Origin of the sequence: Pelomonas sp. V22 (genome assembly GCF_030014915.1) — a bacterium.
Classification (GTDB): Bacteria; Pseudomonadota; Gammaproteobacteria; order Burkholderiales; family Burkholderiaceae_C; genus JAUASW01.
Genome location: NZ_JAGIXS010000001.1, coordinates 245,778 through 264,210, shown reverse-complemented (window position 1 = coordinate 264,210; position 18,433 = coordinate 245,778). Strand labels below are relative to the sequence as shown.

At 65.8% G+C, this 18,433-nt stretch carries 16 protein-coding genes; 7 read left to right on the top strand and 9 right to left on the bottom strand.

The annotated features are described in order from the left end of the window. Window positions 1-21 precede the first annotated feature (21 nt). The 9 genes from J7U46_RS01215 to J7U46_RS01175 all read right to left on the bottom strand — a co-directional run bounded on the left by J7U46_RS01215 (window position 22) and on the right by J7U46_RS01175 (window position 12,256). Complete coding sequence (locus J7U46_RS01215) at window positions 22-1,947, bottom strand: bifunctional 2',3'-cyclic-nucleotide 2'-phosphodiesterase/3'-nucleotidase (protein ID WP_282822988.1); 1,926 nt, start codon at window positions 1,945-1,947, stop codon at window positions 22-24. Between the two features lie 40 nt (window positions 1,948-1,987). After that, a complete protein-coding gene (locus J7U46_RS01210) occupies window positions 1,988-4,024 on the bottom strand; it encodes an ATP-binding protein (RefSeq protein WP_282822987.1) in 2,037 nt (678 codons plus the stop codon). Window positions 4,025-4,158: 134 nt separating this feature from the next. Further along, window positions 4,159-5,916 (bottom strand): S41 family peptidase, encoded by a 1,758-nt coding sequence (locus J7U46_RS01205; RefSeq protein ID WP_282822986.1) that lies wholly within the window; start codon window positions 5,914-5,916, stop codon window positions 4,159-4,161. Between the two features lie 205 nt (window positions 5,917-6,121). Then, a complete protein-coding gene (gene acnB / locus J7U46_RS01200) occupies window positions 6,122-8,713 on the bottom strand; it encodes a bifunctional aconitate hydratase 2/2-methylisocitrate dehydratase (protein ID WP_282822985.1) in 2,592 nt (863 codons plus the stop codon). Between the two features lie 34 nt (window positions 8,714-8,747). Then, window positions 8,748-9,155, bottom strand: a complete 408-nt coding sequence (locus J7U46_RS01195) for a type II toxin-antitoxin system VapC family toxin (RefSeq protein WP_282822984.1) — start codon at window positions 9,153-9,155, stop codon at window positions 8,748-8,750. Then, window positions 9,152-9,415: an AbrB/MazE/SpoVT family DNA-binding domain-containing protein gene (locus J7U46_RS01190; RefSeq protein WP_282822983.1), complete on the bottom strand. Its 264-nt coding sequence runs from the start codon at window positions 9,413-9,415 to the stop codon at window positions 9,152-9,154. The genes J7U46_RS01195 and J7U46_RS01190 overlap by 4 nt, the downstream gene beginning before the upstream one ends. 126 nt (window positions 9,416-9,541) lie before the next feature. Then, window positions 9,542-10,090, bottom strand: a complete 549-nt coding sequence (locus tag J7U46_RS01185) for a hypothetical protein (protein WP_282822982.1) — start codon at window positions 10,088-10,090, stop codon at window positions 9,542-9,544. A gap of 115 nt (window positions 10,091-10,205) precedes the next feature. After that, window positions 10,206-11,201 carry an aldolase/citrate lyase family protein gene (locus tag J7U46_RS01180; RefSeq protein ID WP_282822981.1) on the bottom strand — a complete coding sequence of 332 codons (996 nt, stop codon included), beginning with the start codon at window positions 11,199-11,201 and terminating at the stop codon, window positions 10,206-10,208. A 68-nt stretch (window positions 11,202-11,269) separates the two neighbouring features. Beyond that, on the bottom strand, window positions 11,270-12,256 hold the full coding sequence (locus J7U46_RS01175; RefSeq protein ID WP_282822980.1) for a malate dehydrogenase: 987 nt from the start codon (window positions 12,254-12,256) through the stop codon (window positions 11,270-11,272). Window positions 12,257-12,515: 259 nt separating this feature from the next. On the opposite strand from J7U46_RS01175, the gene J7U46_RS01170 reads away from it, so the two are divergent. The 7 genes from J7U46_RS01170 to gltA all read left to right on the top strand — a co-directional run bounded on the left by J7U46_RS01170 (window position 12,516) and on the right by gltA (window position 18,359). Then, window positions 12,516-13,301, top strand: a complete 786-nt coding sequence (locus tag J7U46_RS01170) for a GntR family transcriptional regulator (RefSeq protein WP_282822979.1) — start codon at window positions 12,516-12,518, stop codon at window positions 13,299-13,301. A gap of 138 nt (window positions 13,302-13,439) precedes the next feature. After that, the gene (gene sdhC / locus J7U46_RS01165; RefSeq protein WP_282822978.1) at window positions 13,440-13,829 is read left to right on the top strand and encodes a succinate dehydrogenase, cytochrome b556 subunit; all 390 of its coding nucleotides are present in this window, start codon (window positions 13,440-13,442) and stop codon (window positions 13,827-13,829) included. A gap of 31 nt (window positions 13,830-13,860) precedes the next feature. Next, on the top strand, window positions 13,861-14,220 hold the full coding sequence (sdhD, locus tag J7U46_RS01160; RefSeq protein ID WP_282822977.1) for a succinate dehydrogenase, hydrophobic membrane anchor protein: 360 nt from the start codon (window positions 13,861-13,863) through the stop codon (window positions 14,218-14,220). Window positions 14,221-14,222: 2 nt separating this feature from the next. After that, complete coding sequence (gene sdhA / locus J7U46_RS01155; protein WP_282822976.1) at window positions 14,223-15,998, top strand: succinate dehydrogenase flavoprotein subunit; 1,776 nt, start codon at window positions 14,223-14,225, stop codon at window positions 15,996-15,998. A 12-nt stretch (window positions 15,999-16,010) separates the two neighbouring features. Then, complete coding sequence (locus tag J7U46_RS01150; protein ID WP_282822975.1) at window positions 16,011-16,712, top strand: succinate dehydrogenase iron-sulfur subunit; 702 nt, start codon at window positions 16,011-16,013, stop codon at window positions 16,710-16,712. 32 nt (window positions 16,713-16,744) lie between these two features. Beyond that, window positions 16,745-17,014, top strand: coding sequence for a succinate dehydrogenase assembly factor 2 (locus J7U46_RS01145; protein WP_282824925.1), 270 nt, complete (start codon window positions 16,745-16,747; stop codon window positions 17,012-17,014). A gap of 34 nt (window positions 17,015-17,048) precedes the next feature. Then, a complete protein-coding gene (gltA, locus tag J7U46_RS01140) occupies window positions 17,049-18,359 on the top strand; it encodes a citrate synthase (RefSeq protein ID WP_282822974.1) in 1,311 nt (436 codons plus the stop codon). Window positions 18,360-18,433: the final 74 nt, after the last annotated feature.

The following is an 18,433-nucleotide window of genomic DNA, read 5'->3' as shown; positions in this document are numbered from 1 at the left end:
TCTCGGCAGTCCTAGGCCCATTCAGGGCCGCAATTCATAGTCCGCCCAGCCGTCGCCGCGATCCCGCAGCAGGCGGACTTGCGGCATGCGCTCCAGGTACTTGATGCCGCCGGCTCCCGAGACGAAGCGCAGCTTGATGCCGGGCACGGGCCGGATGCGCCAATTGCCGTCGGCGCTGGGATTCACGCCTTGCTGGGTCCCCAGATAGGCCGCCACGGCCTCGCGGTTCTCGTCCGGCGAATCGATCACGATGCGGGTCGCGTTCAGCCCCGGGAAGTTGCCGCCGCCGGTGGCGCGGTAGTTGTTGGTCACGACCAGGAACTCGGCCCGCTCGTCTATCGGCTGGCCCACGTAGCTCAGCCCCTGGATGCGATGCGATTGCGTTGCCACCAGGGCGCCATCGATGTTGTAGCGCGCTGGCTGGGTCACATCGATCTCGTAGTGCACGCCGTCCAGCGTGTCGAAGTTGTAGGAGCGTGCGTTCGGGTCGACCAGGTCCTGCTCGGCTGGGCCCTGCGGGTCGATGCGGCGCAGCTGGCTGACGGCCATCTCCAGCCACTCGCGCACCTCCGCGCCGGTGAGCTTCACCAGCTTGATGGTGTTGGGGTAGACGTAGAGATCGGCCACATGCTTGATCGCCAGCGGCCCGGCCGGAATGTCGGTGTAGTTGCTGGGACCCTGGCGACCGCCGGCCTTGAAGGGCGCGGAGGCCGAGAGCAGCGGCAGGCTTTCCCAGGCCGTGCCCTGGACCACGCGGCGGCCATAGGCCAGCTGGGCATTGGCCACGAGCTGCACCGAGGGGTCGTCCGTCACCTGGGCGAAGTAGCTGAACACCGGGGCCTCGCTGCGCGTGACCTCGCTGCGCACATGGGCCAGCGTGGCGGCATGCTCGGCTGCAATGGTGGTGGGAAAACGCGGATCGGCATCGACCAGCGGCTTGCGCGTCCGCGCATCCTGGACGGGGCGCAGGCTCGCTTGGCTGTTCAAGACCTTCCAATGGCCGTCGACCTTGTCCAGGCTCAGGTCGATCAGGCCCAGGTGGTCGCCCCAGCGGCCCGGCATCACGGCCGGCGTGCCGAAGATCAGACCGCGGCCCAGGTCCACGCCGGGGAAGTTGCTGAAGTTGGGGCCGGGGAACTGATCATGGGCGTGGCCCAGCAGCAGGGCATCGACGCCCTTGAGCTGGGCCAGTTGCACCGCCACGTTCTCGGCCATGCGGCCGCCTTCATGCTTGTCAATGCCGGTGTGGGCGATGACCACGACCAGGTCGGCGCCCTTGGCCCGCATCTCGGGCAGGATGCGGCGGGCCGTCTCGATGATGTCGGCGGCGATGACGCGGCCCTCCAGGTTCTGGCGATCCCACATCATGATCTGCGGCGGCACGAAGCCGATCACGCCTATCTTCAGGCGCTGCTTCGCCCCCGCCTCGTCCGTGAACTCACGGTCGAGCAGCACATAGGGCGTGAAGGCGTGCTGGCCCGGCTTGGCAGCCTCCATCACGTTCGCGTTCACGTAGGGGAAGCGGGCGCCGCTCAGGGCTCGGCGCAGAAAAGGCAGGCCGTAGTTGAAGTCGTGGTTGCCGAGGTTGGCCGCATCGACCTGCAGCAGGTTCAGGAGCTTGTAGGCCGGATGGACCTGGCCCTCGGCCAGCGGTTGCACGCGCGCCATCTGGTCGCCGAGCGGGTTGCCTTGCAGCAGGTCGCCGTTGTCGAACAGCAGGCTGTTCTTCGCCTCGGCGCGCGCCGCCTTGATCAGGGAGGCGGTGCGCGCGAGGCCGAACTCGGTGCTGGGCCGGTCCTGGTAGTAGTCGTAGTCCAGCAGGTTCATGTGCACATCCGTGGTCTGCAGGATGCGCAGCTTCAGCTCGGCGGCCTGGGCGAGGGCGCTCAGGCACAGCAGGGAGAGGGCAGCGACGGCGGGGGCGAGGGAGCGGTGGGCGTACTTCATGGCGGCGCCATGCTAGCAGCGCGGCTCGGCCTGGCGGGCTTCAGAGGCGCATCGGCAGCCGCAGCTCCACGCAGGTGCCGCCCCGACCCAGCGAGCGTACCTCGATGCGGCCGCGCATCAGCTCCTCGACAAGGGTACGCGCCACGCTGAGGCCGAGGCCCGCGCCGCCCCGGCCGAGCTGGCCGCAGAAGAAGGGGTCGAACACGCGCGGCAGGTCTTCGGCCGGGATGCCACGCCCGGTGTCCTGCAGGCGCAGGCTGCACAGGCTGCTTTCCTGGTCGATGCTGAACTGCAGGCGGCCGCGCTGGCCATCGAGGCCATGGCGCAACGCGTTGTCGATCAGCTCGCCCAGCACGTCCTGCAGCGCCTGCGGATAGCCCTCGAGCAGCAATTGCTCGGGCGCTTCGACGCGGGTGTCGACCAAGCGTTCGGCCAGCGCCGCGCCGCGTGCTTTCAGCATGCTGCGCACCAGGCCGACGAGGTCGAAGCGGCTCGGCGGTTCGGCCACGCTACCCGTGGACAAGGCCTTGAGCCGCTGCACCAGCGAGCCGGCCGAATCGAGCGAGCGGTCCAGCAGGGCGGCGCAGTCGTGCAGAGTGCGCGCTGTGTCGTCCAGTGCCTGCTTCTGCAGCCGGCCGCGCTCCAGGGCCTGCAAGAGCTCGGCGCTGCGCTCGCGGATGACCGAGGCGCCCATGCGCGCATTGCCGAGGGGCGTGTTGAGCTCATGGGCCATGCCCACGACCACGCGCCCCAGGGCCAGCTGTTTTTCCTGCTGTAGCAACTGGCGCAGCGCCTGTTCCAGATCCTGCGTGCGCTGCTGCACGCGCAACTCCAGCTCCTCGTTGGCCTGCTGAAGCGCAGCCTCGGCAGCACGGCGGATGCTGGCCTCGGCCTGGACCCGCGAGAGCGCCAGGTTGAGTTCGCTGTTGCGCTGGGCCAGCGAGCGCTCCAGCTCGTTGCCCTGGCGGCTGAGGCCTTCGTTGTCGACCAGCACACGCTGCAGGCGCAGAGCGTCGTCTATGGTCTGGCCGAGGCTGCTCGACAGGTCCCGCACATGCTGGCGCTGCTGGATCAGCAATTGCTGGCTGGCCCAGACCGCGCGGTCCGGCTCGCCGGCAGCGAGACCCAGGCGCGCGATGGCACGCAGCGCATGCTCGCGCACCATGCGCATGTTCTCGCCCAGCGGATTGAGTTCGCGCTCGAACTGCAGCAGCGCTGCCCAGGCGGCTGGCGTCTTGCCCTCCTGCCAGGCCAGCAGCAGTTCGACCAGGCGGCAGCCTTCCTCGGCACCGTCCAGCAAGGCCATCAGCGGCGCAGCCTCCGGCTTGCGCAGCTCGGCCAGGTGGCGGCGTGCCATGTCGGCCGCGCCGGCGAGGGCCGCGCTCAGCATCACATTGATGGTGGAGAGCACCTGCTCGAAGGCCAGGTTCTCACGCTTGGCCATGGCCAGGGCCTGGGCATGCCAGCGCATGCCTTTTTGCCACAGCGGCGAGCCCGACAGCGCCTGCGGCTCGGACCATTCGGCACTCAGCTCCACTTGGCTGGTGCAGGCCACGGCGGCATTGTTGTAGACGTGGTGAAGGCTGCGCGGCTCGAAGCGCTCGGGCTGCTCCAGCAGCCGCTCCGCCAGCGTCACCAGCTCGGCGTACATCTCGGCCTGCAGCAGCACATAGCAGCGATTGGCCAGCAGGCGGCCAGCCAGCTTCGCGTCGCCCGCCTTCTCAGCGAGCAGATGAGCGCGCTCCAGGCGCGACAGCGAGGCGTGATAAAGCCGCAGGCGCAGCTGCACGATGGACAGGTTGGACAGCGCCAGCGCCTCGATCTGCGGCGCGGCCGTGTAGGTCGCGGCCTGATCCAGGGCCTGCATGGACTCGGTCAGCGTCGAGGCGTCAGCCCGCTTCGGGTTGGCGCGCAGCTCCAGCTGCATGCGGCCTATGCGCAGCAGCAGCTTTTCCTCTTCGCTCTCCACGCTGCTGTCGAGCGCATCGAGCAACTGCCGGGCCTGATCCAAGCGCCCGGCGTAGAGCATCTCGCGCGCCCGCTCCAACTCGCTGAGCACGCTGTGCGGTGGCTCCATGACTGCCTGCCACTTCTGCAGGCCCTGGCCGACCCGGAGCCGGGCCTGCTGTGGTGTGTACTGCAAACCGGGTCGGGATGAGTATGCCTGTCCCGACCGGTCGTTGTCCGTCCCCGATGCGCGGGGCGGCTGTTTCAGCGGGGCCTGGTCAGCAATTGCTCGGCCTGCTCCAGCACGGCGTCGCGGCCCTGGCGCAGATCGGCTTGCGTGGCCTTCGCCAGGTGCTGAGGCTGGATGCCGACGCCGACGAAGCTGCGGCCGTCAGGGTAGCGATCGCGCTTGACGCAGATCAGGCCGAAGCCACCGCCCGGCAGCGACAGGCGCAAGGGCTGGCCGGTGCTGCCGCCGCTGGGTTCGCCGACGATGAGGCCGCGCTGCAGGCTGTCAAAGCCAACCAGGAAGTCCTCGGCCGCCGAGTAGGTGGCGGCGCCTATCAGCACGGCCACCGGGCCGTCAAAGCGCTTCTGGCGGGCGATCTTGACGGTGTAGGGCGCCGACTCCAGTGGCAATAGGCGCTGGCTGCCCGAACCGAAGCGCGCCTGCGTCCAGGGGCTGTCGCCGCGCACCGAGCTTGTGGCCGTGGGGATGGGCTTGTCGCTCAGGTAGGACAGGATGGACCAGCCATGCGAGGAGTTGCCGCCGCCGTTGCGGCGCAGGTCCAGGATCAGGCCCTTGGCCTGCAGGATCTGCGGCAGGGCTTGCTCAAAGGCCTTGAGCCCGGCATCCGATTCGAAATGGTCCAGCGCCAGGTAGGCGATGCCTGAAGGCAGCAGGCGGAACTCGAAGGCCGCCGGCGTGATCAGGTCCTGGTAGCCGCTGCGTGCCACGTCCACTTGGACGCTGAGGCCGTCAGCCTTGCGCACCGAGAGCTTCACCGACTGGTCGGCCGCGCCAGCGAGCAGGAATCGGTTGTAGAGGCGGTTCTGGCGGTCCTGCGGCGTCGAGGCCGAGGTGATCGCGGCCAGGCGTTGGGCCACGTGATCGGCCGGCGTCCTGCCGTCGATGGCCTCGATCTGGTCGCCCGGCGCCAGCTGTGCGGCCAGGCTGCTGCTGCGCACGCGCTGTACCAGCAGCTTGCCTTCCAGCATCACAGTGTCCAGCGGCGGCCGGCTCATCAGCTTCTCGCGCAGCGCGGCCGGCGGCACGACCGTGCTGTGGCCATCTTCCAGCCGGGCCATGAAGCGCATCAGCTCCAGGTAATAGCTCTCCAGATCGGTGGCCGCCTGCACGCGGGGCAGGGCGTCGAGGTAGGCCTGGTCCCAGTCCAGCTTTGGGACATGGTCGAAGTGGACAAAGCCGGCCTTGGCCTCGGCCCAGAGCCTGGACAGCCCGGCCACGCGCTGCGCGGCATCCGGCATGGCCTGGGCCAGGTAGGCGCGGCCTTCGCCCTGGGCCTGAGCCTGCTGCTCGCGCTGCATCAGGGCGGCAAAGCGCGGGTGGGTGCGCAGGCGGTCCAGGGCCGGGTGCTTCAGCCTGTCCGAGCTGGGCAGCACGGCCAGCTCGTAGGCGGCTTCGAACTGGGCCAGTGCGGCTTCATCTTCGCCCAGCCTCGCGCTGATCACGGCCTGGTCCAGCAGCAGGTCGCGCTCGCGGCTGGCGAGGAAGGGGCTGCCGTAGCTGAGCTCGCGGATGCCCTCGCTGCGCACGTAGTCGATCTGCTCCTGCAGCTCGCGGCGTGCCTGTTGCAGCTGGGCCGGGCTGGCCGCATCGCCGGCCTTCTTGCCGGCCTCGGTGCGGGCTTGTTGAACCTTCTGATAGGCCTCCACCTGAGGTGAGGCTGCGACTGCCTGCCCTAGTGCCATGGCGGCCAGCAGGCCGGCCACAGCGAGCTTGTGTTTTCTTGTGGTGCCCACGGGCCTCACGGATGGGATGGCCCGGCTCTTGAATTGCATGTCTCCTCCTTGTGTGTCGAATCGAATGCGGGGCGGCAAGACCCAGCCCCGTGGCGACGAATTCTTCCGAGCCGGACCCGCCCTCGCAGCCCTGGCGCGACGGAATGCAACTTGTGCGGCTTGAGCCGCATCGCCAAGGCGCAACGCACAATGAAAAAGGCCCGCATCGCGGGCCTTTGGGGTGCTCGGGAGGGCTTTGACGGGGTCAGGCGCTCACGCCCTTGGCCGTGTCCGCGTATTCCTCGATCTGGTCGAAATTCATGTAGCGGTACACGCTCGCGGCATCCTTGTTGATGATGCCCATCTCGGCGTGGTACTCGGCGACCGTCGGGATCTTGCCCAGCTTGGACGCGATGGCGGCCAGCTCGGCCGATGCCAGGAACACGTTCGTGTTCTTGCCCAGGCGGTTCGGGAAGTTGCGGGTCGAGGTGGACACCACGGTGGCGCCTTCACGCACCTGCGCCTGGTTGCCCATGCACAGCGAGCAGCCCGGCATCTCGGTGCGCGCACCGGCGGTGCCGAAGGCGGCGTAATGGCCTTCCTTGATCAGCTCGCTCTGGTCCATCTTGGTGGGCGGGGCGACCCACAGCTTGACCGGGATGTCGCGCTGGCCGCCCAGCAGCTTGGCCGCGGCGCGGAAGTGGCCGATGTTGGTCATGCAGGAGCCGATGAAGGCCTCGTCGATCTTGGTGCCAGCCACGTCGGACAGCGTCTTGGCATCGTCCGGATCGTTGGGGCAGCAGAGGATGGGCTCCTTGATGTCGGCCAGGTCGATCTCGATGACGGCGGCGTATTCGGCATCCTTGTCGGCTTCGAGCAGCTCGGGCTTGGCCAGCCAGGCCTCGACCTTCTCGATGCGGCGCTGCAGGGTCTTCGCGTCGGCATAGCCGTCGGCGATCATGTTCTTCATCAGCACGACGTTGCTGGTGAGGTACTCCTTGATCGGCGCCGGGTTCAGCTTGATCGTGCAGCCGGCAGCCGAGCGCTCGGCCGAAGCGTCGGAGAGCTCGAAGGCTTGCTCGACCTTCAGGTCCGGCAGGCCCTCGATCTCGAGGATGCGGCCCGAGAAGATGTTCTTCTTGCCGGCCTTGGCCACAGTAAGCAGGCCGGCCTTGATCGCGTACAGCGGGATGGCATGCACCAGGTCACGCAGGGTGACGCCGGGCTGCATCTCGCCCTTGAAGCGCACCAGCACCGATTCGGGCATGTCCAGCGGCATCACGCCGGTGGCGGCGCCGAAGGCCACGAGGCCCGAGCCCGCCGGAAAGGAGATGCCGATCGGGAAGCGGGTGTGCGAGTCGCCGCCGGTGCCCACGGTGTCGGGCAGCAGCAGGCGGTTCAGCCAGCTGTGGATCACGCCGTCGCCCGGGCGCAGCGAGACGCCGCCGCGGTTGCTGATGAAGGCGGGCAGCTCGCGGTGCGTCTTGACGTCCACCGGCTTCGGATAGGCGGCCGTGTGGCAGAACGACTGCATCACCAGGTCGGCCGAGAAGCCCAGGCAGGCCAGGTCCTTCAGCTCGTCGCGGGTCATCGGGCCGGTGGTGTCTTGCGAGCCGACCGTGGTCATCTTCGGTTCGCAGTAGGTGCCGGGGCGCACGCCCTGGCCTTCCGGCAGGCCCACGGCGCGGCCGACCATCTTCTGCGCCAGCGTGAAGCCGGCCTTGGTCTCGGCGGGCGGCGAGGGCAGGCGGAACAGCGTGGAAGCGGGCAGGCCCAGGAACTCACGGGCCTTGGCGGTGAGCGAGCGGCCGATGATCAGGTTGATGCGGCCGCCGGCGCGCACCTCGTCGAACAGCACGTCGCTCTTGAGCTTGAACTCGGCCACGGTCTCGCCGTTCTTGATCAGCTTGCCGTCATAGGGCAGCACGTCTATGACGTCGCCCATCTCCAGCTTGCCCACGTCGACCTCGATAGGCAGCGAGCCCGAGTCTTCCTGCGTGTTGAAGAAGATCGGCGCGATCTTGCCGCCCAGCGTGACGCCGCCGAAGCGCTTGTTCGGCACGAAGGGGATGTCCTGGCCGGTGGCCCAGATCACGGAGTTGGTGGCCGACTTGCGGCTGGAGCCGGTGCCGACCACATCGCCCACGTAGGCGACCAGGTGACCCTTCTTCTTCAGGTCCTCGATGAACTGCATCGGGCCGCGCTTGCCGTCTTCCTCGGGCTTGAAGGCCGCGTCGGGGCGCGTGTTCTTCAGCATCGCCAGGTAGTGCAGCGGGATGTCCGGGCGGCTCCAGGCGTCGGGCGCGGGCGACAGGTCGTCGGTGTTCGTCTCGCCGGGCACCTTGAACACGGTGACGGTGATCTTCTTCTCGACCTCGGGGCGCGAGGTGAACCATTCGGCGTCGGCCCAGCTCTGCATCACGGCCTTGGCGTGCGCATTGCCGGCTTTGGCCTTTGTGGCGACGTCGTTGAAGTAGTCGAACATCAGCAGCGTCTTCTTCAGACCTGCGGCAGCGACTTCAGCCACCTCGGCGTCGTCGAGCAGCTCGATCAGCGGGTGCACGTTGTAGCCGCCGACCATGGTGCCCAGCAGCTCGGTGGCCTTGGCCTTGGACACGAGGCCCACCTTCAGGTCGCCGTGGGCGACGGCGGCGAGGAACGAGGCCTTGACCTTGGCGGCATCGTCCACGCCCGGGGGCACGCGGTGGGTCAAGAGATCCAGCAGGAAGGCGTCTTCGCCGGCGGGCGGGTTCTTGATCAGCTCGATCAGCTCAGCGACCTGCTTGGCTTCCAGCGGCAGGGGCGGAATACCGAGGGCGGCGCGCTCGGCGACATGTTGGCGATAGGCTTGCAGCATGACTTCTCCTGGGAGGGGCTTGGGTTGTCGGGGATCAAAGGGGCTGAGGCACGATCAGCTTCAGTCCCTTGTAGTAATCGCGGAAGAATCCTTCATCGCGGGTGATCAGCGCCTTGCATTGCAGCAGTGCGTGCGCGCCGATCAGGAAATCTGCCACGACGCGCTCGCGCTTGCCACCGCGGTCGCGGTAACGGCGTTGCATGTGGCCGGCACGCACGGCGGCGGCTTCCTGGATGGGTTCGAAGCGGATGCCGAATTCATTGAGCGCATCCATCACGGTCTCGCGGGTGTCCAGCACGGTCTGGATTTCGGCCACCACTGCTTCGCTGATGACGACATCACCTTCGCCCAGCGCCTGCGCGAGCACGACCGCCGAGGCTTCGCCGAATTCAGTATCGCCGGTGAGCACGTCGATCAGCACGGAGGAATCGACCGCGATCATGCGTCTTCGCTCGGAGGCGGGTAGGGATCGCCAGGGGCGCGGCCGCGCAGGGCGCGCATGGCTTCGTCGGTGCTCTTGAAACCTTCCGCCAGCTTGAAGCGGCCGCGCAGCTTCTGCAGGGCGTCGTCCACGTTCTTGCGCAGGATGATGCGCCCGCCTTCGAGCTCGACCTTGAGCGTCGTGCCCTTGGTCAGGCCCAGGGCATCACGCACCGCCTTGGGCAGGGTGATCTGGCCGCGTTCAGCAACTGTGGCTTCCATGCTGGGCTCCGTCGAGTATGACGATGAAAGTATGCATTGATTCTACATACTTCAATGGGCGGAATGTCGAGAGACCATGAGAAAGGGAGGCCTGTAGCCTCCCTTCGTGGACAAAGCGGTGGGGATTCAGCGGCTGGCCGTGCCGGGCGCTGCCGGGGCGATGCCGATGCCGGCATCGGCCGGAGCGGGTGCTGCCACCTGGGCCATCTGGGCCGGATGCACGCAGGCATCGACCATGCGCTGGCCGATCTTGCTGTTCATCAGCATGGACTTGGTCGGGATCTGCAGCCAGACCACGCCGGCCTTCTTGTCTTCAAGGCGCACGGCGCCGGTGGTGGTGGGCTCGGGCGCCATGTTGTAGACCATCTTGCCGAAGCGCAGATGGAAGCGGCCGGGCTGGTCCGGGTTGGGCGTGATGCTGACCTTCTGATTGAACTCGCAGGGCACGTCGCCATGGTGGACGCGCGGTGCCACGGCCATTTGTTCTTCGCTCAGGACAGCAGGCTCATCCGGCGGCAACGGTGCCACGGCGGTTTGCGGCTTGGCCTTGGCGACCAGGCGGTTGACCGGCTTGACCTTCTCGACGGCAGCGGCGGCGCTGGCTGTGCTCACCAGACCGAAGCTGGCGAGCAGGCAGAAGGAAAGGGGGCTCAGGACGCGAAGCTTGATGTTCATGGGTACAGCTGGAAGTTGTGGCGATTGTCGATGCGCCAGCTGGGTGCCTGGCCTAGCGTTTGCCAGCATAGCGAAGCCGGGATGGGCGACAAACGGTGCGGCGGTAAGCGATGTATCAGGTCGTCCCGAACCAGGCCTGGCGTGCTTCGACCGGCAGCGGCTGGCCGGTGCCATGGGCGCGCTGCAACAGATGCCAGAAGAAGCGGTAGCTGGCGCGGTCGTGCAGGGTGTCGCGATGCTGGATCGGCGCCCAGTGGGCGGCCTGCGCGGCATGCAGGATCTCGACCGCCTCGTCGATCTCGGCGCTGCTCGGCGCGAAGGCGTCGATGATGGGCTGGATCTGGTTCGGGTGAATGCTCCACATCCGCGTGTAGCCGAACTCGCGCGCGGCTCGGGTGGCTGCCTCCTGCAGCGCGGCAGCGTTCTTGAATTCGGTGACCACGCAGTGCGACGGCGTCTTGGCATGCGCATGCGCCGCCGCCGCGATCTCGAGCTTGGCGCGGACCACCAGCGGATGGCTGAACTGGCCCTGCACCGTGAGGCCGCTGCGGGGGATGGCACCGCGATGGGCGGAGACGAAATCCATCAGCCCGAAAGATAGGGACTCGATGCGCGGATGGGCGGCAATCTGCTGCACCTCGCGCAGGGCGCCATGGGTTTCAATCAGCGTGTGAACTGGCGGCTGCTTGACGCCATGCCGCACGCAACAGCCATCGATGAAGTCGACGGCCTTGGCCACCTCGGCGGCGGCGCGCGGCTTGGGCACCATCAGGTAGGCGAGCTGGGCGCCGGCCTGGCTGATCAAGGCGTCCACGTCGGCCTCGAACGAGGCATGGTCCAGCGGATGCACGCGTGCGCCAACCCGGCCATGCTGGTTCAGCGGGCTGTTCAAGAGCTCGGCCACCAGGGCGGCATGCTCGACCTCGCCGCCGATGGGGGCGCCGTCTTCGCAGTCCAGCGTGATGTCAAACACCGGTCCCATCTGCGCCTGCAGCTCCAGGCTCTTGCGCATGCGTGCCTCGACACCGCAGTAGTGGTCGACCACGGGTAGCAGGGTGGCGGCATCGCCTTCTTCGAACAGGGCCTGGCGGGGATGGAGGGCTGCGGTCATTCGGTGGTGCGGAAATAAAAAGGGCCGGCATGTGCCGACCCTTTGAGCTTGCCGAGTTGGCGAGTCGATTACAGCAGATGCTTGACGCCGTCCTGCTCGTCCGTCAGTTCCTTCAGGGTCTTGTTGATGCACTCTTGCGAGAAGGCATCGATCTCCAGGCCCTGGACGATCTTGTACTCGCCACCTTCGCAGGTGACCGGGTAGCCGAACATGACTTCCTTGGGGATGCCGTACGAGCCATCTGACGGGATGCCCATCGTGACCCACTTGCCGTTGGTGCCCAGGGCCCAGTCGCGCATGTGGTCGATGGCGGCGTTGGCAGCCGAGGCGGCCGACGACAGGCCGCGGGCGGCAATGATGGCGGCGCCGCGCTTGCCCACGGTCGGCAGGAAGGTTTCGCGGTTCCAGGTTTCGTCGTTGATCATGGCCTTGACCGAGGCGCCGCCGATGGTGGCGAAGCGGTAGTCGGCATACATCGTCGGCGAATGGTTGCCCCAGACGGTCAGCTTCTCGATGTCGGCCACGGCCTTGCCGGTCTTGGCGGCCAGTTGCGAAGCGGCGCGGTTGTGGTCCAGGCGCAGCATGGCGGTGAAGTTCTTGGCCGGCAGGTCCGGGGCCGACTTCATGGCGATGTAGGCATTGGTGTTGGCCGGGTTGCCGACCACCAGCACCTTGACGTTGCGCGAAGCGACGGCGTTCAGGGCCTTGCCTTGCGTCGTGAAGATGGCGCCGTTGATGGCGAGCAGCTCAGCGCGCTCCATGCCCGGGCCGCGAGGACGCGAGCCGACCAGCAGGGCGTAGTCGGTGTCCTTGAAGGCTTGCATCGGGTCGCTGTGGGCTTCGATGCCGGCCAGCAGCGGGAAGGCGCAGTCTTCCAGTTCCATGATCACGCCCTTGAGCGCGTTCTGGGCCTTCTCGTCGGGGATTTCCAGCAGTTGCAGGATCACCGGCTGGTCCTTGCCCAGCATCTCGCCGGAAGCAATGCGGAACAGCAGGGCATAGCCGATCTGGCCGGCGGCGCCGGTGACGGCGACGCGAACGGGGTTCTTGCTCATGGGACTCTCTCCGAAAGGTTGGAAATGAAAATCTGTTCGGGTGGCGAGCTTGGGCGGCGTCAGCGTTCTGCGCGGCCGGCTGCCGGTGGGGCAGTCGCAAAGTGTAGGCCAGAGTCCGGGCATTCCCGTAGTCGACGCGGCCGGATAAGCGATCTTGCGTACCGATTCTTTGTGCTGCATCGCACAAATCCCACACTCTTGTGTCTTATAGAAGATGTCAGGCATCAGAGGGTGGACGGGACTCAGGGTTTCTGCTCGAATGCCGGCCATGCCGCGCGAGCCCCTGTCCACATCTGCACCAGCCAGCGCATCGAGCCCGGTCGATGCCGGCCCTTCGTTCAGCCCCCTCTATCGCCAGATCAAGAGCCTCTTGATCGCCGGTCTGCAGGGCGGCGAGTGGAAGGCCGGCGAGGGCATCCCGAGCGAGATCGAACTGGCCCAGCGCTACGGCGTCAGCCAGGGCACGGTGCGTAAGGCTATTGACGAACTCGCGGCCGAGAATCTGCTCGTGCGCCGGCAAGGGCGCGGCACCTTTGTCGCCACCCATGCCGAGCAGCAGCAGCAGTACCGCTTCCTGCGCCTGATGCCTGATGAAGGTCAGGAGCCGGGCCTGGGGCGCCAGTTGCTGGACTGCAAACGCCAGCGTGCGCCGGCCTGGATTGCCAAGCAGCTTCAGATGCGTGCGGGCGACCCCATGGTGGAAGTGCGCCGTTTGCTGCACGGCAAGGACAGGCCGGTGGTGCTGGACGACATCTGGCTGCCCGGTGATTTGTTCAAGGGCTTGACCACCGAGCGCTTGAACAAGCATCGCGGGCCGTTCTACGGCCTGTTCGAGACGGAGTTCGGCGTGCACATGATCCGTGCGCAGGAGAAGGTCAAGGCGGTGGCGGCCGATGAGGAGTCGGCGGCGCTCTTGCAGGTGGCTGTCGGCACGCCTTTGCTCAGTGTCGAGAGGCTCTCTTTCACCTATGGCGACAAGCCCGTGGAACTGCGGCGCGGCTTGTACAACACTTCAACGCACTTTTATCGCAACGACTTGAATTGACCCTCGGTATTCATCAGGTACGCAACACGCCCCAAGCGGGTCGGAGCCCTGTTGCGTTGCAATAAAATCCTTGGGTTTCATTCGAATTACAAAGAAGGCAACAGCATGGCTGCTACTCCAAAACAAAGACCGGGAACGATGCGTCTGATCGACGCCTTGCAGTACCGCCTGCCGCTCGCCGGCTACGTGTCCATCCTGCACCGGGCCAGCGGCCTCTTGATGTTCATGCTGCTGCCCTTCGTGATCTGGATGTTCGACACCAGCCTCACGTCTGAAATTTCCTATGACGCCTTCACCAACGCCTTCGTCGGCGGCATCGGCTTTGTGCCGGCCTGGTTTGTGAAGCTCGCCGTCCTCGCCCTGATCTGGAGCTACCTGCACCACTTCATCGCCGGCGTGCGCCATCTCTACATGGACGCCACGCACAGCGTCACCAAGGAGTTCGGCCGCAGCTCGGCGGTCTTCACGCTGGCCCTGAGCCTGCTGCTCACCGCTGCCCTGGGCGCCAAGCTATTCGGCCTGTACTGATGGCCACCCAGCATTCGCGAGGCAAAACACAATGACAACTTTTGGTTCCAAGCGCGTCGTCACCGGCGCGAGCTATGGCCTGCGTGACTGGCTGGCCCAGCGCGTCACGGCGCTCCTGATGGCCCTGTTCACCATCGTGCTGCTGGTGCAGATCCTGCTGCCGGGCCCGCTGGGCTATGACCGCTGGGCAGGCATCTTCAGCCAGCAGTGGATGAAGGTCATTACCTTCGCTCTGATCGTCTCGTTGGCGTACCACGCCTGGGTCGGCATGCGCGATATCTGGATGGATTACGTCAAGCCGGTCGGTGTGCGCCTCGCGCTGCACATCTTCACCCTGGTTTGGCTGGTGGGTTGCGCCGGCTGGGCGATCCAAGTGCTGTGGAGACTTTGAAAATGCAAATTGGATCGACCCTCGCGAAACGCAAGTTCGATGTGGTGATCGTCGGTGCCGGTGGTTCCGGCATGCGCGCCTCGCTGCAACTCTCGCTGGCCGGCCTGAATGTGGCCGTGCTGTCCAAGGTCTTCCCGACCCGCTCGCACACGGTGGCGGCTCAAGGTGGCATCGGTGCCTCGCTCGGCAACATGAGCGAGGACAACTGGCACTATCACTTCTTTGACACCGTCAAGGGCTCCGACTGGCTCGGCGACCAGGACGCCATCGAATACATGTGCCGCGAAGCACCCAAGGTCGTCTACGAGCTTGAGCACTTCGGCATGCCGTTTGACCGCAACCCGGACGGCACGATCTACCAGCGTCCGTTCGGCGGCCACACGGCCAACTACGGCGAGAAGCCGGTGCAGCGCGCCTGCGCCGCAGCGGACCGTACCGGCCACGCGCTCTTGCACACGCTGTACCAGCAGAACGTCAAGGCCCGCACCCAGTTCTTCGTCGAATGGATGGCGCTGGACATCATCCGTGACGCTGATGGCGACGCTGTGGGCGTGACCGCGCTGGAAATGGAAACCGGCGAGGTCCACATCCTCGAAGCCAAGACCGTGCTGATGGCCACCGGTGGCGCCGGCCGCATCTTTGCTGCCTCCACCAACGCCTTCATCAACACCGGCGACGGCCTCGGCATGGCGGCGCGTGCCGGCATCCCGCTGGAAGACATGGAGTTCTGGCAGTTCCACCCGACCGGCGTGGCCGGTGCCGGCGTGCTGCTGACCGAAGGCTGCCGAGGCGAGGGCGCCATCCTGCGCAACGCCAATGGCGAGCGATTCATGGAACGCTATGCCCCGACGCTGAAGGACCTGGCACCGCGTGACTTCGTTTCGCGCTCGATGGACCAGGAAATCAAGGAAGGTCGCGGCTGCGGTCCCAACAAGGACTACGTGCTGCTCGACATGACCCACCTGGGCGCCGACACCATCGCCAAGCGCCTGCCCTCGGTGCTGGAGATCGGCCACAACTTCGCCAACGTCGACATCACCAAGGAGCCGATTCCTGTGGTGCCGACCATCCACTACCAGATGGGTGGCATCCCGACCAACATCCATGGCCAGGTGGTGATCCCGAAGAACGGCAAGCACAACGACATCATCAACGGCCTCTATGCCGTGGGCGAATGCTCCTGCGTGTCGGTGCATGGCGCCAACCGCCTGGGCACCAACTCGCTGCTGGACCTGATCGTGTTTGGTCGTGCCGCCGGCAACCACATCGTCGACTTCAACCTGAAGACGAAGAACCACAAGCCGCTGCCCAAGGACGCCGCCGACCGCACGCTGGCTCGCCTGTCTGCACTGGAAAACCGTACGAACGGCGAGTACGCGCAGAACGTCGCCAACGACATCCGCTCGACCATGCAAAAGCATGCCGGCGTGTTCCGCACGCAGGCCAGCCTGGACGAAGGCGTCAAGAACATTCTTGAAGTGGCCAAGCGAGTTGGTGGCATCGGCCTGAAGGACAAGTCCAAGGTCTTCAACACCGAACGAGTCGAGGCCCTGGAAGTCGAGAACCTGATCGAGGCTGCCAAGGCCACGATGATCTCGGCCGCCGCCCGCCCTGAAAGCCGTGGCGCCCATGCGCACAACGACTATCCGAACCGCGACGACGCCAACTGGATGAAGCACACGCTGTGGTACTCGGAAGGCAACCGCCTCGACTACAAGCCGGTGAACCTGCAACCGCTGTCGGTGGAATCGGTGCCCCCGAAGGTCCGGACGTTCTAAAGGATTGATGAAATGAAGCGCACTTTCCAGATCTACCGCTACGACCCGGACAAGGATGCCAAGCCCTACATGCAGACCCTCGAGGTCGAGCTGGATGGCCATGAACGCATGCTGCTCGATGCCCTGGTCAAGCTGAAGGCGGTTGACCCCACGCTGTCGTTCCGCCGCTCGTGCCGCGAAGGCGTCTGCGGTTCGGACGCGATGAACATCAACGGCAAGAACGGCCTGGCCTGCCTGACGAACATGCGTACGCTGCCGGGCACCATCGTGCTCAAGCCGCTGCCGGGCCTGCCCGTCGTGCGCGACCTGATCGTCGACATGACGCAGTTCTTCAAGCAGTACAACTCGATCAAGCCCTACCTGGTCAACGACAACCCGCCGCCCGACAAGGAGCGTCTGCAGTCGCCGGTGGAGCGTGAAGAGCTGGACGGCCTGTACGAGTGCATCCTGTGCGCGAGCTGCTCCACGAGCTGCCCGAGCTTCTGGTGGAACCCGGACAAGTTCGTCGGCCCGGCCGGCCTCCTGCAGGCCTACCGCTTCATCGCGGACAGCCGAGACGAAGCCACGGCCGAGCGCCTCGACAACCTCGAGGACCCGTACCGCCTGTTCCGCTGCCACACGATCATGAACTGCGTCGACGTCTGCCCCAAGGGCCTGAACCCGACCAAGGCGATCGGCAAGATCAAGGAACTGATGGTCCGCCGCGCGGTCTGACCGTCGCTGAGAGACATAGAGACATGGCGAGCATGGAAGCCACGCTGATTGACGAGAGGGCGTTGTCCAAGCTGCGCTGGCGTTGCCGGCGCGGCCTCTTGGAGAACGACCTCTTCATCGAGCGCTTCTTCAATCGCCACGCGGCAACGCTGACCGAGTTCCAGGCGGAAGGCTTGCGGGTGTTGATGGACCTGTCCGACAACGACCTGATGGACCTGTTGCTGCGCCGCAAGGAACCCGAAGGCGAACTCGTTCGCGCCGATGTGCAAGAAGTCCTGGGCCTGCTCAGAACTGTCGCTTGAGAAGTTATTACCCCGGAACCCCAAAGGAATGACCATGACCCCGTCTGAAGTCAAAGCCACCCTGTCGTTCTCTGACGGCAGTCCGCAAATGGATCTGCCCATCTACAAGGGCTCGGTCGGCCCGGATGTCATCGACATCCGCAAGCTGTACGCGCAGACGGGCAAGTTCACCTACGACCCGGGCTTCCTGTCCACGGCCTCGTGCAACTCGACCATCACCTACATCGATGGCGACAAGGGTGAGCTGCTGTACCGCGGCTACCCGATCGAGCAGCTCGCCGTGAATTGCGACTACCTCGAGACCTGCTACCTGCTGCTGTACGGAGAGCTGCCCAACGCCGACCAGAAGGCCAGCTTCGAAGACCGCGTGATGCACCACACGATGGTCAACGAGCAGATGCAGTTCTTCCTGCGCGGATTCCGTCGTGACGCTCACCCGATGGCGGTGATGACCGGGCTCGTGGGCGCGATGTCTTCGTTCTATCACGACAGCACGGACATCAATAACCCCGAGCACCGCGAGATCTCGGCGATCCGCTTGATCGCCAAGATGCCGACCCTGGTGTCCATGGCCTACAAGTACACCATCGGCCAGCCCTTCATCTATCCGAAGAACGATCTGTCCTACGCCGGCAACTTCATGCGCATGATGTTTGCCACGCCTTGCGAAGACTACAAGCCCAACGACGTGCTGGTGCGCGCGATGGACCGCATCTTCACGCTGCATGCCGACCACGAGCAGAACGCGTCGACCTCGACCGTGCGCCTGTGCGGCTCGTCAGGCACGAACCCGTTCGCAGCCATCGCCGCTGGCGTGGCCTGCCTGTGGGGCCCCGCTCACGGCGGCGCCAACGAGGCCTGCCTGAACATGCTGAACGACATCCAGCAGATGGGTGGCGAAGCCAAGATCGGCGAGTTCATCAAGCAGGTCAAGGACAAGAACAGCAACGTCAAGCTGATGGGCTTCGGGCACCGGGTCTACAAGAACTACGACCCGCGCGCCAAGCTGATGCGCGAGACCTGCCACGAAGTGCTGAACGAACTGGGCCTGCACGACGACCCGTTGTTCAAGCTGGCCATGTCGCTGGAAAAGATCGCGCTGGAAGACGAGTACTTCGTCGCCCGCAAGCTCTACCCGAACGTGGACTTCTATTCGGGCATCGTGCAGCGCGCCATCGGCATCCCGGTGCCGCTGTTCACCGCCATCTTCGCGCTGGCCCGCACGGTCGGCTGGATCGCCCAGCTGAACGAAATGATCGGCGACCCGGAGTACAAGATCGGCCGTCCGCGCCAGCTCTTCGTTGGCGCCACCAGCCGCGACGTCAAGCCCATCGCACAACGCTGATCTAGAGGGCCAGCCTGGCGCCTGCGCCAGCTCGCTCACCATCCCTTGAAAGCCTTCCGAGCGCCCGCGCCGGA

Bases quoted from the DNA above. Each gene is read 5' to 3' on its own strand.
- J7U46_RS01215 (WP_282822988.1), bottom strand. From the start codon at position 1,947: ATGAAGTACGCCCACCGCTCCCTCGCCCCCGCCGTCGCTGCCCTCTCC.
- J7U46_RS01210 (WP_282822987.1), bottom strand. From the start codon at position 4,024: ATGGAGCCACCGCACAGCGTGCTCAGCGAGTTGGAGCGGGCGCGCGAG.
- J7U46_RS01205 (WP_282822986.1), bottom strand. From the start codon at position 5,916: ATGCAATTCAAGAGCCGGGCCATCCCATCCGTGAGGCCCGTGGGCACC.
- acnB (WP_282822985.1), bottom strand. From the start codon at position 8,713: ATGCTGCAAGCCTATCGCCAACATGTCGCCGAGCGCGCCGCCCTCGGT.
- J7U46_RS01195 (WP_282822984.1), bottom strand. From the start codon at position 9,155: ATGATCGCGGTCGATTCCTCCGTGCTGATCGACGTGCTCACCGGCGAT.
- J7U46_RS01190 (WP_282822983.1), bottom strand. From the start codon at position 9,415: ATGGAAGCCACAGTTGCTGAACGCGGCCAGATCACCCTGCCCAAGGCG.
- J7U46_RS01185 (WP_282822982.1), bottom strand. From the start codon at position 10,090: ATGAACATCAAGCTTCGCGTCCTGAGCCCCCTTTCCTTCTGCCTGCTC.
- J7U46_RS01180 (WP_282822981.1), bottom strand. From the start codon at position 11,201: ATGACCGCAGCCCTCCATCCCCGCCAGGCCCTGTTCGAAGAAGGCGAT.
- J7U46_RS01175 (WP_282822980.1), bottom strand. From the start codon at position 12,256: ATGAGCAAGAACCCCGTTCGCGTCGCCGTCACCGGCGCCGCCGGCCAG.
- J7U46_RS01170 (WP_282822979.1), top strand. From the start codon at position 12,516: ATGCCGGCCATGCCGCGCGAGCCCCTGTCCACATCTGCACCAGCCAGC.
- sdhC (WP_282822978.1), top strand. From the start codon at position 13,440: ATGCGTCTGATCGACGCCTTGCAGTACCGCCTGCCGCTCGCCGGCTAC.
- sdhD (WP_282822977.1), top strand. From the start codon at position 13,861: ATGACAACTTTTGGTTCCAAGCGCGTCGTCACCGGCGCGAGCTATGGC.
- sdhA (WP_282822976.1), top strand. From the start codon at position 14,223: ATGCAAATTGGATCGACCCTCGCGAAACGCAAGTTCGATGTGGTGATC.
- J7U46_RS01150 (WP_282822975.1), top strand. From the start codon at position 16,011: ATGAAGCGCACTTTCCAGATCTACCGCTACGACCCGGACAAGGATGCC.
- J7U46_RS01145 (WP_282824925.1), top strand. From the start codon at position 16,745: ATGGAAGCCACGCTGATTGACGAGAGGGCGTTGTCCAAGCTGCGCTGG.
- gltA (WP_282822974.1), top strand. From the start codon at position 17,049: ATGACCCCGTCTGAAGTCAAAGCCACCCTGTCGTTCTCTGACGGCAGT.